Origin of the sequence: Ralstonia flaminis, from assembly GCF_958415495.1 — a bacterium.
In the GTDB taxonomy this organism is placed as follows: domain Bacteria; phylum Pseudomonadota; class Gammaproteobacteria; order Burkholderiales; family Burkholderiaceae; genus Ralstonia; species Ralstonia flaminis.
On record NZ_CATZLL010000027.1, the window covers coordinates 1 to 18,567 of the forward strand.

The 18,567-nt window shown below is 63.4% G+C and carries 20 protein-coding genes and 1 pseudogene; 4 read left to right on the forward strand and 17 right to left on the reverse strand.

Annotated elements, in window-relative coordinates; translation table 11 throughout:
- Positions 1 to 95 precede the first annotated feature (95 nt).
- The 12 genes and pseudogenes from R2N11_RS25895 to R2N11_RS25950 all read right to left on the reverse strand — a co-directional run.
- Positions 96 to 1,364, reverse strand: a pseudogene (locus tag R2N11_RS25895) (DUF4158 domain-containing protein); the annotation flags it as partial.
- Positions 1,365 to 1,650: 286 nt separating this feature from the next.
- A complete protein-coding gene (locus R2N11_RS25900; protein ID WP_148496246.1) occupies positions 1,651 to 1,989 on the reverse strand; it encodes a hypothetical protein in 339 nt (112 codons plus the stop codon).
- A gap of 444 nt (positions 1,990 to 2,433) precedes the next feature.
- Positions 2,434 to 2,736 carry a DUF3240 family protein gene (locus R2N11_RS25905; protein WP_009238031.1) on the reverse strand — a complete coding sequence of 101 codons (303 nt, stop codon included), beginning with the start codon at positions 2,734 to 2,736 and terminating at the stop codon, positions 2,434 to 2,436.
- Positions 2,737 to 2,892: 156 nt separating this feature from the next.
- Positions 2,893 to 3,291 (reverse strand): hypothetical protein, encoded by a 399-nt coding sequence (locus tag R2N11_RS25910; protein WP_009238030.1) that lies wholly within the window; start codon positions 3,289 to 3,291, stop codon positions 2,893 to 2,895.
- On the reverse strand, positions 3,288 to 3,833 hold the full coding sequence (locus R2N11_RS25915) for a hypothetical protein (protein WP_009238029.1): 546 nt from the start codon (positions 3,831 to 3,833) through the stop codon (positions 3,288 to 3,290). The genes R2N11_RS25910 and R2N11_RS25915 overlap by 4 nt, the downstream gene beginning before the upstream one ends.
- A 4-nt stretch (positions 3,834 to 3,837) precedes the next feature.
- A complete protein-coding gene (locus R2N11_RS25920) occupies positions 3,838 to 5,157 on the reverse strand; it encodes an MFS transporter (protein ID WP_009238028.1) in 1,320 nt (439 codons plus the stop codon).
- Positions 5,158 to 5,231: 74 nt separating this feature from the next.
- Positions 5,232 to 5,582: a DUF6488 family protein gene (locus R2N11_RS25925; protein WP_009238027.1), complete on the reverse strand. Its 351-nt coding sequence runs from the start codon at positions 5,580 to 5,582 to the stop codon at positions 5,232 to 5,234.
- Between the two features lie 49 nt (positions 5,583 to 5,631).
- A complete protein-coding gene (locus R2N11_RS25930) occupies positions 5,632 to 6,417 on the reverse strand; it encodes a HupE/UreJ family protein (RefSeq protein ID WP_009238026.1) in 786 nt (261 codons plus the stop codon).
- Between the two features lie 65 nt (positions 6,418 to 6,482).
- Entirely contained in the window at positions 6,483 to 9,722 is a 3,240-nt protein-coding gene (locus R2N11_RS25935; RefSeq protein WP_009238025.1) for a CusA/CzcA family heavy metal efflux RND transporter, read from the reverse strand.
- A complete protein-coding gene (locus tag R2N11_RS25940; protein ID WP_009238024.1) occupies positions 9,719 to 10,912 on the reverse strand; it encodes an efflux RND transporter periplasmic adaptor subunit in 1,194 nt (397 codons plus the stop codon). The genes R2N11_RS25935 and R2N11_RS25940 overlap by 4 nt, the downstream gene beginning before the upstream one ends.
- On the reverse strand, positions 10,909 to 12,216 hold the full coding sequence (locus tag R2N11_RS25945) for a TolC family protein (protein WP_009238023.1): 1,308 nt from the start codon (positions 12,214 to 12,216) through the stop codon (positions 10,909 to 10,911). The genes R2N11_RS25940 and R2N11_RS25945 overlap by 4 nt, the downstream gene beginning before the upstream one ends.
- A 60-nt stretch (positions 12,217 to 12,276) precedes the next feature.
- Positions 12,277 to 12,750: a hypothetical protein gene (locus tag R2N11_RS25950; RefSeq protein ID WP_232295830.1), complete on the reverse strand. Its 474-nt coding sequence runs from the start codon at positions 12,748 to 12,750 to the stop codon at positions 12,277 to 12,279.
- 192 nt (positions 12,751 to 12,942) lie between these two features.
- Between R2N11_RS25950 and R2N11_RS25955 the strand changes: the two genes are divergently transcribed.
- Positions 12,943 to 13,662 (forward strand): ZIP family metal transporter, encoded by a 720-nt coding sequence (locus tag R2N11_RS25955; RefSeq protein ID WP_009238021.1) that lies wholly within the window; start codon positions 12,943 to 12,945, stop codon positions 13,660 to 13,662.
- 259 nt (positions 13,663 to 13,921) lie between these two features.
- On the opposite strand, the gene R2N11_RS25960 is transcribed toward R2N11_RS25955, so the two are convergent.
- The 5 genes from R2N11_RS25960 to R2N11_RS25980 form a co-directional block, all read right to left on the reverse strand.
- Positions 13,922 to 15,175 (reverse strand): MgtC/SapB family protein, encoded by a 1,254-nt coding sequence (locus R2N11_RS25960; protein ID WP_009238019.1) that lies wholly within the window; start codon positions 15,173 to 15,175, stop codon positions 13,922 to 13,924.
- Positions 15,148 to 15,342 (reverse strand): hypothetical protein, encoded by a 195-nt coding sequence (locus tag R2N11_RS25965; RefSeq protein ID WP_009238018.1) that lies wholly within the window; start codon positions 15,340 to 15,342, stop codon positions 15,148 to 15,150. Before R2N11_RS25965 ends, R2N11_RS25960 begins: the two co-directional genes overlap by 28 nt.
- Before the next feature lie 8 nt (positions 15,343 to 15,350).
- Entirely contained in the window at positions 15,351 to 15,557 is a 207-nt protein-coding gene (locus R2N11_RS25970) for a hypothetical protein (RefSeq protein WP_009238017.1), read from the reverse strand.
- 468 nt (positions 15,558 to 16,025) lie between these two features.
- Positions 16,026 to 16,409 carry a hypothetical protein gene (locus R2N11_RS25975; RefSeq protein ID WP_009238015.1) on the reverse strand — a complete coding sequence of 128 codons (384 nt, stop codon included), beginning with the start codon at positions 16,407 to 16,409 and terminating at the stop codon, positions 16,026 to 16,028.
- A complete protein-coding gene (locus R2N11_RS25980) occupies positions 16,406 to 16,978 on the reverse strand; it encodes a recombinase family protein (RefSeq protein WP_009277700.1) in 573 nt (190 codons plus the stop codon). The genes R2N11_RS25975 and R2N11_RS25980 overlap by 4 nt, the downstream gene beginning before the upstream one ends.
- A gap of 181 nt (positions 16,979 to 17,159) precedes the next feature.
- Here R2N11_RS25980 and R2N11_RS25985 point away from each other — a divergent pair, with 181 nt between their 5' ends.
- From R2N11_RS25985 to R2N11_RS25995, 3 genes are read left to right on the forward strand one after another with little or no spacing between them, the layout of a single operon-like run.
- Positions 17,160 to 17,417, forward strand: coding sequence for an AbrB/MazE/SpoVT family DNA-binding domain-containing protein (locus R2N11_RS25985; RefSeq protein ID WP_009238013.1), 258 nt, complete (start codon positions 17,160 to 17,162; stop codon positions 17,415 to 17,417).
- A complete protein-coding gene (locus R2N11_RS25990) occupies positions 17,414 to 17,740 on the forward strand; it encodes a type II toxin-antitoxin system PemK/MazF family toxin (RefSeq protein ID WP_009238012.1) in 327 nt (108 codons plus the stop codon). The genes R2N11_RS25985 and R2N11_RS25990 overlap by 4 nt, the downstream gene beginning before the upstream one ends.
- Before the next feature lie 7 nt (positions 17,741 to 17,747).
- Positions 17,748 to 18,290, forward strand: coding sequence for a hypothetical protein (locus R2N11_RS25995; RefSeq protein WP_009238011.1), 543 nt, complete (start codon positions 17,748 to 17,750; stop codon positions 18,288 to 18,290).
- Positions 18,291 to 18,567 lie beyond the last annotated feature (277 nt).

Here is an 18,567-nt window from a genome sequence, read left to right on the forward strand (position 1 = left end):
TGAACAGGAAAGTCAATGAAATCAACGATCTACCAACACCACCTCCGCGCCAGTGCTAGCTTTTCGTACCGTCACTTATTGCACTGAAAACGAGGAGACCCCTGGTTAGCCAGCACGATCTGCAGCGCATCGATCAGGCTCTTGTCCTGGCTCGTCGAGCCAAACTCCACCGCCCTGGCCATGCGGAACAGGGGCGCCCGCCAGGAATTGAACGGCTTGCGCAGCAGGGGCAGGTAGTTCTTGCCGCTCCAGACGCGGATCGCTTCACAGTCGGCGCGCAACTGGTCCAGGCTGCCGTGCGGTGCCAGCAGCTCTCGCACCCGCTTGCCCGTCTCCTCGTCGGACAGATCTTCAGCCAGCAGCTCGAGCACCCGCTCCAGCTTGGCCACAAGCTCCTCGCTGAGTTCGCGCTGGCGCGCCTGCAGTTCTTTCAGCTCCTCCTGGGCGGCGTTGTGGCAGGCTGTCAGCCGACGGATGAACATCTCCGCGATGTCGTCACGGGCGCGCACGCGCATCTGCCGGATCAGCGCCAGAGTCATCGTGTGGCGCTTGGCCTGCGAGAAGTCCTTCATTTCCCCGGCGTCGCGAGTCGTGGCCAGGTCGCAAAGGTACTTAAGCCTGGGCTGCGTCAAGCCTTCGAGGAGCGAGTCACTGTCCGGCAGCGATTCGAGCCAGCCAAGCTGCTCGAGCAGTTCATCAAGGTGCTGGCGCGACGCCTTCTTGGCCGACCGCTTCAGCTCGTTGTACCGGGTCTGCCAGTTGGATAACTCCGAGATCAACAACTCGTCCAGCCAACGCCGCTGGTCGTTGGTGAGTTTGCGCTCGACCCCGTCGAAGATGGCTTGCTCGGCAGCCTCGTGCTCCTTCTCAGCAATCTTGTGAAGCGTGCTGAAGCTCGGCAGTTCGTAGTCCTTGATCACGAGTTCCGTGGTCAGCGCGTTGATGACGTCGACCACGGTGTTGACGACCGAGCTGGCTCTGCGCGCGATGCGAACAGCCTCGGCCCGGGGCTTGGGCCCGCTGTACGGCCGGATCTTCAGGAAGGCGCGAACCTTGTCGTGGTCACGATACAAGGCCCCGTTCCCGCTGGCCTCGGGATACCGGAGCTGCTGCTGGGGCGCGAAGCCCAAGCAGACGGCCACATGCTCGACCACCTCTGGCGGAATGCTCTCTGCAGGCTGGAAGAAGTGCAGGTACTGGAAGCACTTCAACTGCACCGTCAGCGACAGCCGACGGTCTTCACCGCGCGAACTTGCAGCGACCCACTCCACCTCGTCTTTCGACGGAGTGAACAGCTTCCGCAGCTTTTGCGGTGTTAGGAGACGAGGAAATCGAGGATAGGCGGTGCGCTCAACGCTCGCCATGGGCCGGCGGGCGCGACGTCACATCCCGACTGCCAAACGTGGAGGCAATCACCCTGGCGCAATCAGGTCGCGCAGGGGTTGGCGGTTCGGGCGGCAAACTTCCGATGAAAACGGGCATAGAACAAACCTCAATGCTGTAGAACTTCGCCCCCGCGCTTGTCTCCACCCGTCGCCTCGTGAGCTCATCGGCTCTGTTTCAGTGCACCGTGGTGGTCGAGAGAAATGATAAGCAACACAGCTCGCCGTTGAACCTAGGGTTTGAGCGGAAGCCGCCGCTCTTCGACGCTCACGCAGCGAGCCCTTTGCCGTGATCTGGGCTTTGCGCAACCGCTCGCCCTCGTTCGGCGACGGTGATGGTGACCCAGGTGCCGATGCGGCCGCCGTCGTCCTCTTTCATCACTGGCGCGCTGACTGTCTGCGCTGCCGCACTCTCGTTCTCCGCACACGCCCAGATCATCAAGATCGACGGCTCGTCCACCGGAGCGGAGTCGGCCAGCGCGTGCGCAGCCGGTACGCCTTTATGCACGCCGCCGCTGGCTACAACGATCCGAACCAACCCCAGCCTGGCGCGTTCTTGTTTGAATCGCGAGCATGGCAAAGTACTCGGATGCGAAGGGTTAAGCATGAAGCGAGTTCGAGTCGCCCCTGGCAAGTTTGTTGCCGTCCCCAATGACGTGGCGTAAAGGGCGCAGCGCATCTTCGATCGGGGTCTGACTCGTGACCAGGTTAGGGATCAGCGGCGATGGAACCAAAGGGCGCGACCGGTCTGATCGCGGGCTCCCCAAAGCCACTTGTGATCGCCAAGCCCTGGACCGGTGCGGGCTGACGCTGGACGCGACGACCATCGAAGCCAGCGGCCGGCAGCGACGCCCGTGTGACCCGCTGGGTGCGAGCCTAGCGGGCCGAGCAAGACGCCGCACCGCGTAGTGCAGCCTTCGTGCCGATGAGCTTCGAGCTGGGCGACGCCTTCCAGTTCGACTGGAGCTGCGAGTACGTCTTCGTCGGCGGCATACGCCGACGGCTGCCGACAGCAGTACGGCGGGTCGGTGCAATGCCAGGCTCCGGTGATTCACGCGAACTCCCCTTGGCGGATAACCGGACTGATCCAGAAGCGCACACCGGTGAGCGCCAGTTCGAATTGCAGGTGCTTGAGAAGCTCCTCCATTCTTTCGGCGGGCACGATTGCCTTGGCCAAGGCTGCAATACCGCCCGCAAGGCCTCCGTCATCATCCAGGTCGAAATGCTCGAACCCATGGGCGTAGACGGGCGAACAGAGATATGTCCTGCACACGCCGGAGGAGACAAGCGCACTGACAGTTCGCTCCTCCATAGCTATCGGCGCAAGCAGGTTCAGACATTGCATATCAGTCATGAGGGTCCTTGAACGTTTTCCCGACAAAGCAGCAAGCTCGGTCAACCTCAAGAGCACTTTGGCACCCCCCCGGACAGAGTCCGGGTGGGTCGACTACGAATCTGTCGTCAGCGGAGCAATGGCGTTAACTGGCCGACATATTGCTAGCTTGAAAAGTCAAGGCGCCAGCAACTTACTGACAAGCGACGCATTGCGGTAGGCCACCGCCAGCGCGTTCCTTATCCAGCCTTCCGCGCGACCACCCGCGATATGAAAGTTCGCGATCTCGAGGACATGTTTGAGCTTGAGCGCAGCCGCGTGGATCTCCGAACTGTCGTGTTCCAGTGAAATCTCCAGCCTGAGAATCTCCACGTGCCGGTCCGCATCGCGCAGATGGCTGCGCAACTGGCGCTGCCAAGGCTTGGACGGAGGGAGCCTCTCCAGCAAGGCCTGCACGATGACATCCACGTCGTTGATGCCCTTGCCGATCGCCTCAAAGTGAGCCGCGGCGGACTCTGGCGGGAAGTCCGATTCCGCCACTTGCGTCCCAACGTCCAGCAGGAGTTTTTGCGTCACTCGCGCACGCCCAGCTTGACGTCAGCCACGAGCCGACTCTTCATCGCCCTGTCTCGAAACGAGGGGTCGCCCATCTCCAACCGGTACCACTCGTTCCAGATCCACAGGCTGCCGACCAGATCCACGAACAGCACTTGTCCGGCGTCGCCCTGGACCTGTAGCACTCCATGCCCTTTGGCCCAGTTAAAGACCAGGAGGTGCTTTCCAGGCGGCACGGCGATCCGAATCAGCGAAGCCGGGATGGTCGTCACCAACCGCTCCCCGGCAATGCCCACCTTGACCCTATTGGCGGCATCTCCCCACCGGTGGCGGACGAGATAGATGGTCAGCTGACCGGCGACCGGCTCGAACCGCTTGGCTCGCGATTCGGCTTCTTCGTCAGGGACGGCTTCCGGCGTGCATATCGCCTTGATCCCGGGGCCATTCCTCGCGCGGTAGCACTGCGGTCCCACGGAGCTGCCCCGCAGGAAGCTTGCGCAACCGGGCAGTAGCAAGCTCCCGGTGACGCAGCTCATCCAAGCCAGTACTGCGCGCCTGTCCATGACTTCAGCTCCTTGGCCACCGCTGATGCTGGTCGTCGATCACGTATGCATGTGAGTGCTGCCGAGCGTCGTCCACGGCCGGGCTCTGCAGGTGCTCATCGCCTTCTTTCAGATCACCGTGGGTATGAGGAACCTCCACCGGATCGTCCTTGGGCCAAAGCCAGAGACTCGCGAACGTGGTCACTCCCGCCAGAATGCCCAGAGCGATGAAGCTGGCGTTCAGGCCGGCCTTGGCGCCCAGCCATCCGGCGACCGGGTAGGTGATGAGCCAACAGGCGTGCGAAAGCGCGAACTGCGCGGCGAAAAGCGCTGGTCGGTCCTGCTCGCTGGCCGAGCGGCGCAGCAGCCTGCCGGACGGCGTTTGAGCGAGGGAGTAGCCCATGCCCAACAGCAGCCACAGCACCACGAGCGCCGCATAGTTGCCCGTCGCCAAGGGTCCAAGCAGCAGGCCGATGGTCAGGACAGACGCGCCAAAGACCATGACGCGCCGGTCGGGCAAGCGCTCCAGGAGCTTGGGTAGCCCAAGGGCAATCAGCATGGAGCCGCCGCCGAAGGCCGCCAGTGCGCCGGCCGTGAAACGCTGGTTGAGCTGCAGCTGGCTCTGCACCAGCACCACCGTGTTGACGATGACCATGGCGCTGGCGGACGCGACAGCGAGGTTCAACGCTAGCAAGCCGCGCAGCCGCGGTGTGGAGAGGTAGATGCGGCTGCCGCGCGTGGTGCGCTCGTAGATGCTGCGCCGCGGCGGCTGCTTTGCCTTGGGGAGCACGGTAGAGACAACCAGTACGGCCGAGGCGACGAAACCCACAACCGTCCCAAGGAAAAGGCTGTGGAAGCTGACCACGGTCAGCAGTGCTGCAGCCAGCGCCGGACTGGCCAGGCTCTCAAGGTCATAGGCCAGGCGCGATAGCGACAAGGCCTTGGTGTAGTCCGCCTCCTTGGGCAGCACATCAGGGATCGTCGCCTGGAATGTGGGCGTGAAACCCGCAGAGGCCGACTGCAACACGAAGATCAGCACGTAGACCTGCCAGATCTCCGTGACGAAGGGCAGCACCAGCGCGACGGCGGCGCGCACGAGGTCCAGCGCAACCAGCAAGGTGCGGCGCGGCACCCTGTCGGCAAACGCCGAGGCGATGGGTGCGACGCCGATGTAGGCCACCATCTTGATGGCCAGCGCGGTGCCGAGCACTGCGCCCGCGTCCGCACCTGCCAAGTCGAAGGCCAGCAGGCCCAGTGCGACGGTGGCCAGCCCTGTTCCGACCAGCGCAATGACCTGGGCGAAGAAAAGGTGGCGGTACGTCCGATTGGCAAGGACATCCAACATGGCGGTGCTCCGCGAAAGGGGGACAGACGCCAGCAGGCGCAATGCCTGCTGGCGCCGCAACGGTCAAAGACCGATCAGTTGCCGGTGAAGTTGGCAGCGATGAAGTTGCCCTGCGGCGTGAAGAACATGTAGAGGTTCGCCTTGGACTTGTCGGCAGCGGCCGGATCCTTGAAGGTGACCTTCCATTCCTTGCCCTTCTGGCCATCGACCTGCTCGGGCGTGCCGGGCTTGATGCTCTGCCAGGACTTGTCGAGCTTGCCGCCGGCGATGAGCGCCTGCTGGCGCTTCACGGCGCAGCCCGACACGGTCTCGGCCTTGGCTGGCGTGTTGCCGTGGAAATGGCAGTCGCCGTCACCGCCGGCAAAGGCGGGAGCGGAGAGGCTGAATGCGGCCATGGCGGCCATCGAGACGAACAGTTTCTTCATGGAAAACTCCTTTGGTGGGGGGTGGGGGAAAACTCAAAGAACGCGGCCATCAGAGGCTCTCGCGTCCCGTGCGGGTGCTCTTGTCGATGTCCATGTCTTCATGCAGGTGCTTGTGCTCCTCCTCGGGGAAGCGCAGGTTCTCTGCATCGAAGTCGTGGTGGTAGCCGTGCAGTTGCATCAACAGCAACAGCGCGCCGAGCGTCATCAGTGCGTTGTTCGAGAACGTGCTGAACCGCTGGAACGACTCACGCTTGCGCCACAGGGACAGCAGGGCGACCATGACCACGAGAGCGGCGATCTGCCCGATCTCAACGCCGACGTTGAAGCTCAGGATCCGCATCAGCATGCTGAAGTTGTCGTCGCCCAGCGGCAGTTGCTGCAGGCGGGTGGACAGGCCGAAACCGTGCAGCAGCCCGAAGGCGAAGACGACACGCAGTAGGTTGGGCGACGGGCGGTTGAAGTACTTCTGGAAGCCGCCGTTGTTGTCGAACCCCTTGTAGATGACGCTGATCGCGATCAGTGCATCCACGAGCCAGAAGTTCCAGGTGATCTTCAGGAACGTCGCGAAGATCAGCGTGATGCAGTGGCCCAGCGTGAACGCCGTGACGAACTTGGCCACATCGGTGAACTTCGTGAGGAAGAACACCACACCGAACAGGAACAACAGGTGGTCGTAGCCGGTCAGCATGTGGCTGGCGCCCAGCCCGATGTACTGCAGGTAGCCGCCATCCAGCATGCGCTGCTTGTCGGCCTCGGAGATGCCGTGCGCCCAGGCGGCCGCGGCGGAGAGGAGCAGGCCCACCGCGAGCAGCGGCCGGGCAAGACGTTGGAACATGATTTCCTTTACTGCTGGTGAAAAATCAGGGAGACGGGGAAGCGCTCGCGCCTCCCCTATCAAGCTCAGGCTTGCGGCAGGGGTTCGGGTTCCGGCTCAGGCTTGGCCTGATCCGACCGCTTCAGGACGAGACCGCACAACGCGGGCAGGACCAGCAGCGTCAGGACCGTCGCGGTGATCAGGCCGCCGATCACGACCGTTGCCAGCGGCCGCTGTACCTCGGCCCCAGTGCCGGTACCGAACGCCATCGGGATGAAGCCCAAGGACGCGACCAGAGCGGTCATCAGGACGGGTCGCACGCGCTCCATCGCGCCTTCGATCACGGCCGCGCTAGTCGCCATGCCGTCTTCCAGCCGCTTACGGATTGCCGAAATCATCACGAGGCCGTTGAGCACCGCCACACCTGACACGGCGATGAATCCCACAGCAGCGGAGATCGAGAACGGAATGTCGCGAATAGCCAGCGTGAACACGCCGCCCGCCACTGCCATCGGGATGGTGGCCAACACCGTCGCCGTCAGCGCAGCGCTGCCGATGGCCAGGTAGAGGACCGCACTGATGAGCACCAGGCACGCCGGGATGATGATGGCCAGCCGCTTGGAAGCAGCCTGCAGGTTCTGGAACTGGCCGCCCCATTCGATCCACGCGCCGGTTGGCAGCTTGATCTCGGCGTCGATGCGCTTCTGCGCTTCGGCGACAAAGCTGCCCAGGTCCCGCCCGCTGACGTTCGCCTCGACATACAGGCGGCGCTTGCCGTTGTCACGACTGACCTCGTTCAGACCTTGCGTGAACTTGAACTGCACCAGCGAACCCAGCGGCACCGAAGCACGCGGCTTGCCGTCGACCGCGGGCAGCGTCACCGGCAATCCGCGCAGCTGGTCCAGATTGTTGCGTTGATCGCCTGGCAGGCGCACGACCAGGTCGAAGCGACGGTCACCCTCGAAGATCTGACCCGACGGCCGGCCTGCCAGCGCGGCGGACACCGTGTCGGCAACTTCCTTGAGCGTGAGGCCGTGGCGCGCAATCGCCACGCGGTCGAACTCGATGTCGAAGGTTGGGAACCCCGATGTCTGCGCCACGCGCGTATCGACCGCGCCCGGGATCTTCTTCAGCAACGCGGCGATGCGCTGGCCGGTCGCAGCCAACTGGTCGAGGTCGTCGCCGTAGATCTTGACGGCCACATCGCTGCGGACGCCGCCGATCAACTCGTTGAACCGCATCTCGATCGGTTGCGTCGCGTCGTAGGCATTGCCCACGATCGCCGACATCTTCTCGCGGATGCGCTCGACGACCTGCTCCTTGGTGGTCACGCCTTCGGGCCACTCGTTCTTGGGCTTCAGGATGACGTAGTTGTCGGAGGCGTTCGGAGGCATCGGGTCCGCCGCCAGGCTGGCCGTACCCGCCTTCGAGTAGACCGTCTTGACCTCAGGGAGGGTCAACAGGGTCCGCTCGATGGGCAGGTCCAGCGCGGCCGAGTCCTCGATCGACATCGAAGGAATGCGGACTGACGAGAGGTTCAGGTTCTGTTCGTCGAGCGTGGGCATGAACTCCTTGCCGACGAATCGGAAGGTGACCGCTGCCGCCGCCACTATGACGAGGCCGGTGACGATCGATGGCCACGGGTTGGCCACCGTACGCTGCAGCACCGGCAGGTACCGGTTCTTGGTCGCCTGGATCACCTTGACTTCGCGCTCCTCGATGTGCTTCGTCATCACGACGGCCAGCATGGCCGGCACGAAGGTGGTGGACAGCACGAAGGCGGACGCGAGGGCCAGCATCAGCGTGATCACCATGGGCGAGAACATCTTGCCCTCGACGCCCTGGAAGCTCAGGCACGGCAGGAACACCAGGAAGATCACCAGCTGGCCGTATACGGTCGGCTTGATCATTTCCTTGGACGAAGCCATGACCTCCTGCAGGCGCTCGCCGAGCGTCAGCAAGCGGCCTTCCAGTGCCTGTCGATGGGCCAGGCGCCGCAAGGCGTTCTCGACCACGATGACGGCGCCGTCGATGATCAGACCGAAGTCCAGCGCACCGAGGCTCATCAGGTTGCCCGAGATGCCGAAGGAGTTCATGCCGATGGCGCTCATCAGCAGCGACAGCGGAATCACCAGCGCCGCGATGACGGCCGCGCGCCAGTTGCCCAGCAGGGCGAACAGGATGGCGACAACCAGCAGCGCACCCTCGGTCAGGTTCTTGGCGACGGTCTTGATGGTGGCCACCACCAGCTGGGAGCGGTCCAGCGTGGGCTCCAGCACGACGCCTTCCGGCAGCGTCTTCTTGATCTCTCCCAGCTTCTCGACCACGGCGGCGGCAACCGTCCGGCTGTTTTCGCCGACAAGCATCAGCGCGCTGCCGACGACCGCCTCATTGCCGTCGCGGCTGGCTGCACCGGTGCGAATCTCACCGCCGATCTTGACCGTGGCCACCTGGCCCACCGTGACCGGCACGCCGTTGCGTTGCGCGACAACCGTATTGGCGATCTGGTCCACGGAGCGCAGTCGGCCATCGGCACGGACGAGGTAGTTCTCGCCTGAGCGACGCAAGTAGTTGGCACCGATGGATAGATTCGAGTCTTCCAGCGCGCGACCGAGTTCACTCCAGTCCAGGCCGTAGGCCGCAAGACGCGTCAGGTCGGGCTCGACGACGTACTGCTTGACGAAGCCGCCCAGCGAGTCCACGTCAGCGACGCCGGGCGTCATGCGCAGCTGTGGCCGGACGATCCAGTCCTGCACCGTGCGGAGGTAGGCCAACTGCGAGACGGAATCGGGCAAGCGTTCGCCCTCGTCCGTCACGAAGCTGCCGTCCTTCTGCCAGCCGGCCTTGCCTTCAGCCGGTGCAGGCGCACCCTCGCCGCGCGGGTACTTGTACTCGACGCTGTAGTGCACCACCTCGCCGAGGCCAGTGGATACCGGTCCGAGGACGGGGTCGGCACCTTCGGGCAGGCTGGCCCGCGCCTGATTCAAGCGTTCGGTGACCTGCTGGCGCATGAAGTACAGGTTGGCGCTCTCCTTGAAGATCACCGTGACCTGGCTGAAGCCATTGCGCGAGAACGAGCGCATGTTCTCCACGCCGTTCAGGCCGGCAAGCGCTGTCTCGATCGGATAGGTCACTCGTTTTTCAACCTCGACCGGTGTCAGTGTCGGGACAACCGTGTTGATCTGTACCTGCTTGTTCGTGATGTCGGGCGTGACGTCGATGGGCAGCAAGTTGAGCTGCCAGGCGCCGAAGGCGGCGACGAGCGCCGTCAGAAACAGCACCATCCAACGGGCTCGAACCACGCCCTGGAGAAGAGCTTGGATCATTCGTCGTCTCCCGCGAGCTTCTTCGCCTCGGCCTTCAGCAGGAAGGCATTGCGGACGGCGACCTGCTGGCCCGACTTCAGGCCAGTGACGATCTGCGCCAGGCCACCGCTGCGCAGACCCACGTAGACCTGCTGGACGCGGAAGCCTTCAGGCGTGCGGAGGAACACGACATCCGTACCGTCGATGTTTTGCACCGCCTCTTCGGGCACGGCGACGCCCTGCGGCGTGGATTGACCGCGGGTCTGCAGGCGGACCTGCACACCTTCGCCGGCGAGGAGCGATTGCGCATCCGGCCCCGCCGTCGGAATGAGCACGACCGTGGCCGCACGCGTGGTGGCGCTGACGCCTGGCGTCAAGCCGCGAACCGTCACCGGCACCGGCTTGCCGGAGCGAGTCAGAACAGTAGCCGAGTCGCCCACTGCCACGCGACGCAGATCGTCCGCGGTCAGAGGCGCCTCGATCTGCACGGCACCGGGCATTCCCACACGGAACAGCTCAAGGTCCGGCGTCACGTGGGCGCCTGCAAGCGCAGTGATGGAAGTGATGCGGCCGGCGATGGGCGCCACGATATTGAGCGATCGGCCGTCGCTGCCGACGCGCGCGGCGCCTGCGACAGCAGCGGCCCGCTGAGCCTCAGCCTCAGCGACGTCCACATCTGCTTGAGCGGCTTCCAGCGCTTGACGAGGCGTGACGCCCTGGTCGAAGAGGCTCTTCTCACGGGCCAGCGTCTTGCGCGCCAGGTCGACCTTGGCTTGCGCCACGCGGCGGTCGCTCACCATGGTGGCGGCTTCGAGGCTCTCGATACTTGCGAGCACCTCACCTGCCTTGACGGTGTCGCCGAGGCGGCGCAAGACCCGGACCAATGTGCCGTTTGCGCGGCTCACCACGGCGGCTTCCGCGCCCGGTGCGGCCGTCACGACCGCAGGGAGCAGAAGCTCATTGCGGACGTCAGAGCCAGACGCGTTCTCGACAGTGATGTTGGCGGCGGTGATGTAGTCCGCCGGGATCTTCAGCTCGGGCGCGTCCTTCTTGGCCGCATTTGCGGTCGCTGCCGGCTTCGGTGCGGCGGCGGCTGGCGCCGGCTCTGCACCGCTCGAGCTGCGGCTCGCAATGCCGTAGCCCAGTGCTCCTGCACCGGCGGCGATGCAGGCCGCGATCAGCACTTGGTTCAGCTTGAATTTGCTTGTCATTGTGATTCTCCAAATGCGAGACGGCCCTGCGCCTGCGCGAGCGCTGCCAGGGAACGGACGCGCGCCAATCGCGCGTCGATGGTTGAACGTTGAGCTTCGGAATAAGCGCGACGAGCGAACAGCAGCTCGACAAGAGGCGTGCGTCCGGCGTCGTAGCCGATGCGGGCCAGTCGATAGCCTTCGGCGGACGCACGCTCGCCCTCAAGAGCAGCTTCCAGTTGCCCCTCCGCAGCCAGCAGTTGCGCCTGCGCCGATCGACGGGCTGCAGCTGTCTCCAGCCGGGCAGCCAGGACGCGTGCGTCGGCGGCCTGCACGCGCTGGCGCGCGGCGGCGACGCCGTCTCGATTGCGGTCGAACAACGGGATGGATGCGGACAAGCCGACCACATAGCCGTTCTGGGACGTCCTGGCATAGCGACGCACGCCGGCCGTCACGCTGAGGTCTGGAATCCAGCGCCGCTCTTCCACTTGCAGCCGGGCCTCGGAGGCCTCACGCTCGCTTTGCGCGACGCGCAGCGTGGGAGATTCGTCGGCTGCGGCGCCTGCGTCGGCTGCCGTGCTGAACAGGGATCCGGCGATGCCGGTGAAGCGCTCCTGGGACCCAACGAGTGCAGACAGCTCTTCCAGGGCCTGGGTCAGGTCGGCGGCGGCTGCGCGCTCGGCGCCACGGGCGGCAGCGGCACCGGCTTCTGCCTGCGCGACGCGGACACTGGCTTCCTTGCCTGCTTCGACTTGGGCGCGCGCGGCCCGCAAGTCGTCGCCGGCGCGGCTCAGTTCATCTGCTGCCACACGTTGCCGCCCTTGGGCCGCCTCGACCGTTCCGTAGGCGACGGCGAGCTTTGCAGCCCACAGCACTTCGGCTTCACGGCGCCTGGCTTCGGCCACATCGGAATCGCGGTCGGACACGGCGATGCGAGAGGCTCGCTTGCCGCCCAGTTCCAGCGGCTGACTGATGGAGAAGGTGATTTGACGCGGGCTCTGACCGCCGTTGCTCGGCGCGTTCAGGTCTTCAGAAAGTGCGTCGACCTTGGGATTGAGCCACTTGCGGCTCTGCGCCGCGTCCAGGCGCGCGGCTTCGGCATTGGCCTGCTGCTCAAGCAGGATGGGCGCCCGCGCCAGTGACTGTTGCAGCAGCACGCCGAAGGCCGGCGCGTCGGCTGCTTGGGAGGTGGTTGTTGAAAGGGTGAGCGCGAGCGCGAGGGCGCACAGCGCCAGGCTCGGTTGCGAGACGACATTGCGGCGGCTGGCAAGGCCAGCACCGCGCTGCCTCTGCACCGGCGCGCGAAGGGGAAATTGCGATGACATGAAAACTCCACGGACTGAGCGCGCGCTGGTGCGCGCCCGGGAAAAACGGCTTGCGGCTTTTCAGGCGTGGAGCGGAGGGGCACGGCCTGCGGGGGGCAGGCTCTTGAAAGAGGTGAACTGCGGTGGCCCGCGGTCGGGCCAGTCAGGGACGGGCGTATCCACTTCGATGGCCGGGAAGGCCACCACGAACGCCGCTACAGAAAGCAGCGCATCGGAAACCGATTGAACGCCGCTCAGCTCCGACGCGGCCTGCGAGCGCAGCGCGATGGCAGGGTGGCCAGCTTGCAGCCCATCATGGCTGTCCTCAGCATGCGATTCGAAGGCCAGGGAATCCCCGGAGGGGCTGTGCAAAGCGGCCAAGCCAGCGTCGGCATCAATGCCGAAGTCATGGTGATGCTGGTGAAACGGTGCGCTGACCTGGTCAAACACCAGAACCATGACCAGCAACAAGCGAAACGCCCACACCCAGCCGCGCTGCTGGGGGGCAACCCCGTCGCGCGAGCATGTTCGTGGGATGACGCTGATTGGCTTCACGATCCTCTGAAATGTTGAGTTAGTTCGCTGTGCTCATGTACCGCCTCGAGCAGGAGCTGAGGGTCGTTGATAGTATCACTGCGGCGGTCTTGGAGGTGTTCCAAGATCACGAGTGACCAAGGTTTCTGTTGCAAACAGTGTCCCCGATCCGGGGTACTTTGGCAAGGTACTGGGGGCCAGTACCATGAAGTCATGGGCAGCGTGTACTACTTCCTCACGCTTCCGGCCATCGTCATGGTGCTCGGAGGGTGGCTGGCGTCGTTCTGGCAGCCCAGCAAGACGCTGATCTCGAATGTTCAGCACGTCGCAGCCGGCATCATCTTGGCTGCGATCACCATCGAGGTGTTCCCAGAGATGCGTCAGTCGACAGCATCTCCACAAGCGCTGGTGGGCATGTTCGCCTTTGGCGTGCTGTTCATGTTCGGTGTTCAGCGCCTGGGATCCTGGCTGGAGGCGCGCGCAGCGAACACTGCGCCAGGCAGCAATTCCGCGCAACTCAACTACGGACTGGTCATCACCGTGTTCCTCGACGCGGCGCTGGACGGCGTGACGATCGGTGCCGGCTTTGCGGCTGGAGAGAAGGTTGGCTTCGCGCTGGCCATTGGCCTGTCCGCTGAAATGCTGTTCCTGGGCATGTCCCTGGTTTCCGAGGCGATCCAAGGCCGACGTGTGCTCTGGGTGTGCGTGGCGCTTGCCGCGACGCTCCTGACGACTGCACTGGTCGGCTATCGGAGCTTGAGCGCCCTGCCCGCATCGACGGTGGCTGTCGTCCTGGCGTTTTCCGCGGCGGCGTTGCTGTACCTCGTCACGGAGGAGTTGCTGGTAGAGGCACATGTGCACGAAGAGAAGCCCTACTCGATGCTCGTGTTGTTCGCCGGCTTCGTGGGTTTCTGGGTGATCACGCTGTTCTGAGCGGGCACGCCCCCTTTGACGCTGAACCCGATGGTCGTGTAGCTGTCGGTGGACGTGGCCCCTGCGGTGCCGCCATGCATGGGGTTGTAAGCCGGAACCGCCGAAATTTCCGTTAGCCAGAGGGGCAACTCGCGTCTGAACCTCAGTCCCGCCCATCTTGGCTCATCACCCAGCTTGCGTAGCACAGCACCCTTTAGATCAGCGGACATGGCGCAGAGCCGTAGGAAGAGCTGCAAGCCGTAACTACACGAGAGATTGGTCAAGCATAGCCAACCCACCCCATGCCGATTGCAATGCCTATCCCGATAGCCATCATCCCAGGCAGGCAGCGCAACAGGAAGTCGCGCCCTGCGACCCAGGCGAGGAGGCCAGTTTTGAAGCACAGGTTAGAGAGAATCGCCAGGCCGATCGCGTTAGCGGCTACCTCGGCGCCCAGTTTCCCATTCCCAAACAGGCGCAGGGTCGACAATGCGATGGCATCAAGTTCGGTCAGCCCGGACACGGCGGACGCCAGGTAGAGCCCGCGGGTTCCCGCCCAATCGGACAGCCACGAGGCTAAAAGTAAAATGATGGCATACATCGCACCGAAGCTCAGCGCAACCCGTAACTCGGTCGGATTGGCAACTTCCGGCAAAAGAAGTGGCCCCCCCGTCCGCGAACGATGCCAGACGAACAGTACCGCCAAGCCGCCTGCCACCAGGTTGCCGACCAACACTGGCCAAAGGGTCGCCATCAAGGAGGGCGCGATGGCAACGGCGATCATGCCCAGGCGCACGGACAAGACCAGATTGGCCATGAGAATGACGATCGACGACGTCAGCGCCATGGTCGGCGTCTGGCGGGCATGACGGGCGTACACCAGGGTAGTCGCGGTGCTCGACACCAGTCCTCCCAGCAGACCGAGCAAGGGCGGGCCAAAGCGATCTCCGACCGCACGCATGGCCAAATAGCCGGCGAGGCTCAAGCCGGATATCAGGACGACCATCATCCAGACGTGGTGAGGATTGAAAGCGCCATAGGGTCCATAACCGACGTTGGGCAGGAGCGGCAGCACGATAAAACTCAGCGTAGCGAACTGCAGGATCGACACCAGGTCGCGGGAAGTAATCCGTGAACTCAAGCCGCGCAGTTCGGCCTTGAAATGGAGCAGCGCTGCGGCAGCAATGGCTAGCATAACAGCATAACGACCGTGGCCGAGCCAAACCATCGCTCCGAGGGTGAACGAAAGCAGGATGGCCATTCGTGTGGTGGGGCCAGCGTGGCTCTCGCTCTCCCCGGTCGCGGTCTGACCGAAAACCATGATGCCCGTCATGGCCAGCAAGGCGGCAGGGAGAAACCACGGCGCCCCGACGCTCTGGCCGACGAGGGCGGCGATGGAGCCGAACAGCGCGGCCAAGGCCGAAGTTCGTAACCCCATTGCCGAACCGGCGCGTTCACGCTCAACCCCGATCAGAAGGCCGATGGCCAGGCTGGTCAGAAAAGAGATCAGATGCTCGTTGACGTTAGGGTCCATTGGCGCTTCCCGTAGTTCACCTGACCAACTGTCGGGCAGATGGAAAAATAATTGTTGAAATATGAGGTAGTAACGCCCATCACCTGCGGGAACTGACCTACGCCTTCGAGGAGATGGGGCAGGCTTGGGCCAACCGCCTGATCGAACTGCTGGTCGCCGCTTGCCATGAGGTCGATCAGGCGGCGGCGTGCTGACGCCCGAACGCCTTGCGTCCTGCCGCAAGGATTACGACGCCATTCTCGCGGACGGCGAGGCAGCCAATCCGCGCGCACCGCCTTCCGGCAAACGCGGGCTCGCGGCCGGCGTGATCGAAGCGGTGCGACGATTCCGGCTTGACGGTCATGCCGCAGACGGGGTCGGTGATCGGGTGGTGCTCGTGCATGGCTGTGTCTCCCTTCTTGTATGGCGGCGCGCCGGCGGCGATCGGCTAATCGAGGTGTCCGGAATTAGTTGACCACTACAGTCTGATCCGGCGAAGATTGGCATAACCCAGCCCCTACCTGTTTGTAATTCCCCTTTTATCCATCAATTCACTTGTCAATTAAGGAGAAAAAATGCCCAAAAAGATATTGATCGTTGCCGCAGCGGTGATAGCCATCGCGCTTAGCGGCTGCGCCGGCAACGGCAGCTATAGCGGAGGTCACGGAGGCGGTGCGAGCAGCGGCGGACATTCCCACTGATTGGAAGATATCCGTCGCGACTGAACGAAGATGAGCGTCCCTGGCCACGCCCATCTTCGTCGTTAGCGGCTTTGTGGAAGCGACGCCATTGCACTGGATTGCAAGCCGGTTGTCATTTTCTGAAGGCGACTGCACGGAATATCAGGAGTCGGCTGCACTGCCTGTCGGGACTACTTCTTGCGGGCGCGTTCCATGTGCAGAACGGCGTCAAGCAATGCCATTGAATCGCAAGCGTCAGAAGCGTAGACCGTGCGCGTCCTTGGGTCATAGGACACCATGACGAACGGCTCTGGTGTGCGTTCGGCACTCCGGGGCGCTTGACGCTTGGAGCGGTAGGCTCGGCATACCTCCCTCTTTTCGGCAAGCTGCTGGCCGATCTTCTTCCAGTCGAAGAGATAGTCGGGATACAACCGGCGCATGTCGCGCTTATCCTGCGGCTCAAGCGTGTAATTGCGAATGCGCATGATGTTGTAATTGCTTCTGCCGACCTTGACCGTGAGGTAGCAAAAGCCTTTTCTGGTCTTGACGAAGGCGCTGCTTGGCTTGCGGCTCATCGTTGCTCGCTCCCGCTTTGCAGCGCAGCGTATAGAGCCGTCTTGCTCACCTTAAGCCGCGTGGCGGCCTCGCGGACGTTCAGCCCGTTTGCGATGTGCTCCCGCGCCCGCTGTAGCTTGTCTGCGGTGACGACCGGCTTGCGCCCGCCCTTGCGACCGCGTGCGGCAGCAGCGGTCAACCCAGCTTTGGTGCGCTCGCGGATCAGGTCGCGCTCAAACTCGGCGAGGGCCGCAAAAATCCCGAAGACCAGCTTGCCGGGGGCCGTGGTGGTGTCGATAGCTGCGCCTTGTCCCGTTAGCACCTTGAGGCCGACACCGCGTGCGGCCAAGCCTTGCACGGTATTGACCAAGTGAACCATCGAGCGGCCTAAGCGGTCGAGTTTCCACACGACGAGGGCATCACCTTCGCGCAAATAGGCCAGCGCTGCATCCAGACCTTGCCGCTCTTTTTTCGCGCCGCTGATGATGTCCTCAAATACCCGCTCGCAGCCCGCCTTGCGCAGCGCGTCTTTCTGTAAATCGACGTGCTGACTCTCCGTCGATACCCGCGCATAGCCGATCAGTGCCATTGCCGCCCCTTTTGTCCGCATTTCCGTCCGCCTATCTTAATGTCCGACAACCCATTAAACAAGCATGTTGCCGGACAATGTCCGGCTTGACCGGCTAATGATCGTTTGACGGACAAGCTGCTTGCAGCCGAAAGCACAGACAGTTATACTTTTATATAACATTATTCGTAGGAGGTGCATCATGCACACAACCAATCTGCGCAAGGTCGGCGGCTCGATCATGTTGGCCGTGCCGCCGGCCTTCCTCGATCAACTGCACCTGCAAGCCGGCGCAACGGTCGGCCTCGCAGTCGATCATGGCTGCCTGGTGGTCAACCCCAATCCACGCCCGCGCTACACGCTCGCGGAGTTGCTGGCCGTGTCGGACTATTCGCAGCCGCAACCAGCCGATGAACGCGAATGGGTTGATGCACCCGCCGTGGGCGGTGAACTGCTATGAAGCGGGGCGACATTTATCTCGTGTCGCTCGATCCGACTGCCGGACACGAGCAAAGCGGTAGCCGTCCCGTCCTGGTCGTGTCGCCCGCCGAGTTCAACGAGGCCACCAAGTTGCCGGTGATCCTACCCATCACCAACGGCGGCGAGTTTGCCCGCCGCCTTGGTTTCGCCGTACCTGTGACTGGTATCAAGACTACCGGCGTCGTGCGTTGTGACCAGCCGCGAGTAATCGACCTGGCCGCACGTCACGCCCGCAAGGTAGACACACTACCAGCGCCGCTCATGGATGAAGTGCTGGCGAAAGTCGCCACTCTCTTTGAGTGAGCAAAGCATGAGCATGAGCGAATTTCGCCGACTAGCGACGAGGATGGATCAGCAGATGCAACAGCTTGCCGCCGAAGGCGTCAGCGATGCCCATGCCGTCATCAATCGCATGATGGGGTATGTGCCCGACCTGCATCGAATTTGGGTCAACACTTCCGACCAGCAGCTCATGGCACTGTCCCGCGAATTCCCAGGCTTCTACCGCTACGCCCGCATCATGGAAGAGGCATCCGACGCCGAGCGCAACAAGGCATCGCGGCCCTATGACGGCATGGCCGAGTTCTCCGAACAGCACAAAGAAATGGGGGCGCAACTGCTGGCAACGGCAAACACACTTGAGCGCGGCTATCAGGCGCTTCGTGCAGGCGGCAACCTGCAAGCCTTCCAGCCACACCTCAAGGAGCTGGGCCGGCTGCATCGGCAATGGCTGTCCGATCTGGACAGCTTCAAAAACTCCCTACGTGCGCAGGGCGCAGAACCCAAGGTGCTGGAATACGTGAACGATGCGTTCGGCCTCATGGCCGAGCGCATCAAGCAGCTTGCCGGTTGATCGTCGGAATTTTCGGCGGTTCCAGCTTCGTCGCGCCGTGCATGTGACTTCTGAGCACTCCCGGCCTCTCGCGGCATTTCGTGCATAGGACTCCTGACACGTCACGTTCAGGAGTCCTATGCACACACGGCGGCTAGCCCAATGAACTGGTGCAGTCGTCTTCTGAAAATGACAGGAGCGCATCGACCTGCTTTACACGCTGGACGTTCATAAGCACCTGGCAGACATCCCCGATCTCATCTTGCGCCGCTACGCGCGCCGACTTGTCTCCAGGCCG

What these genes read in the sequence shown, in the direction of transcription:
- R2N11_RS25975 (WP_009238015.1), bottom strand. Translation starts at nt 16,409, where the DNA reads ATGAGCCGCAAGCCAAGCAGCGCCTTCGTCAAGACCAGAAAAGGCTTT.
- R2N11_RS25915 (WP_009238029.1), bottom strand. Translation starts at nt 3,833, where the DNA reads ATGGACAGGCGCGCAGTACTGGCTTGGATGAGCTGCGTCACCGGGAGC.
- R2N11_RS25995 (WP_009238011.1), top strand. Translation starts at nt 17,748, where the DNA reads ATGAGCATGAGCGAATTTCGCCGACTAGCGACGAGGATGGATCAGCAG.
- R2N11_RS25970 (WP_009238017.1), bottom strand. Translation starts at nt 15,557, where the DNA reads ATGCACGAGCACCACCCGATCACCGACCCCGTCTGCGGCATGACCGTC.
- R2N11_RS25935 (WP_009238025.1), bottom strand. Translation starts at nt 9,722, where the DNA reads ATGATCCAAGCTCTTCTCCAGGGCGTGGTTCGAGCCCGTTGGATGGTG.
- R2N11_RS25905 (WP_009238031.1), bottom strand. Translation starts at nt 2,736, where the DNA reads ATGACTGATATGCAATGTCTGAACCTGCTTGCGCCGATAGCTATGGAG.
- R2N11_RS25955 (WP_009238021.1), top strand. Translation starts at nt 12,943, where the DNA reads ATGGGCAGCGTGTACTACTTCCTCACGCTTCCGGCCATCGTCATGGTG.
- R2N11_RS25930 (WP_009238026.1), bottom strand. Translation starts at nt 6,417, where the DNA reads ATGTTCCAACGTCTTGCCCGGCCGCTGCTCGCGGTGGGCCTGCTCCTC.
- R2N11_RS25985 (WP_009238013.1), top strand. Translation starts at nt 17,160, where the DNA reads ATGCACACAACCAATCTGCGCAAGGTCGGCGGCTCGATCATGTTGGCC.
- R2N11_RS25980 (WP_009277700.1), bottom strand. Translation starts at nt 16,978, where the DNA reads ATGGCACTGATCGGCTATGCGCGGGTATCGACGGAGAGTCAGCACGTC.
- R2N11_RS25920 (WP_009238028.1), bottom strand. Translation starts at nt 5,157, where the DNA reads ATGTTGGATGTCCTTGCCAATCGGACGTACCGCCACCTTTTCTTCGCC.
- R2N11_RS25900 (WP_148496246.1), bottom strand. Translation starts at nt 1,989, where the DNA reads ATGCTTAACCCTTCGCATCCGAGTACTTTGCCATGCTCGCGATTCAAA.
- R2N11_RS25925 (WP_009238027.1), bottom strand. Translation starts at nt 5,582, where the DNA reads ATGAAGAAACTGTTCGTCTCGATGGCCGCCATGGCCGCATTCAGCCTC.
- R2N11_RS25945 (WP_009238023.1), bottom strand. Translation starts at nt 12,216, where the DNA reads ATGTCATCGCAATTTCCCCTTCGCGCGCCGGTGCAGAGGCAGCGCGGT.
- R2N11_RS25960 (WP_009238019.1), bottom strand. Translation starts at nt 15,175, where the DNA reads ATGGACCCTAACGTCAACGAGCATCTGATCTCTTTTCTGACCAGCCTG.
- R2N11_RS25965 (WP_009238018.1), bottom strand. Translation starts at nt 15,342, where the DNA reads ATGGCAAGCGGCGACCAGCAGTTCGATCAGGCGGTTGGCCCAAGCCTG.
- R2N11_RS25990 (WP_009238012.1), top strand. Translation starts at nt 17,414, where the DNA reads ATGAAGCGGGGCGACATTTATCTCGTGTCGCTCGATCCGACTGCCGGA.
- R2N11_RS25940 (WP_009238024.1), bottom strand. Translation starts at nt 10,912, where the DNA reads ATGACAAGCAAATTCAAGCTGAACCAAGTGCTGATCGCGGCCTGCATC.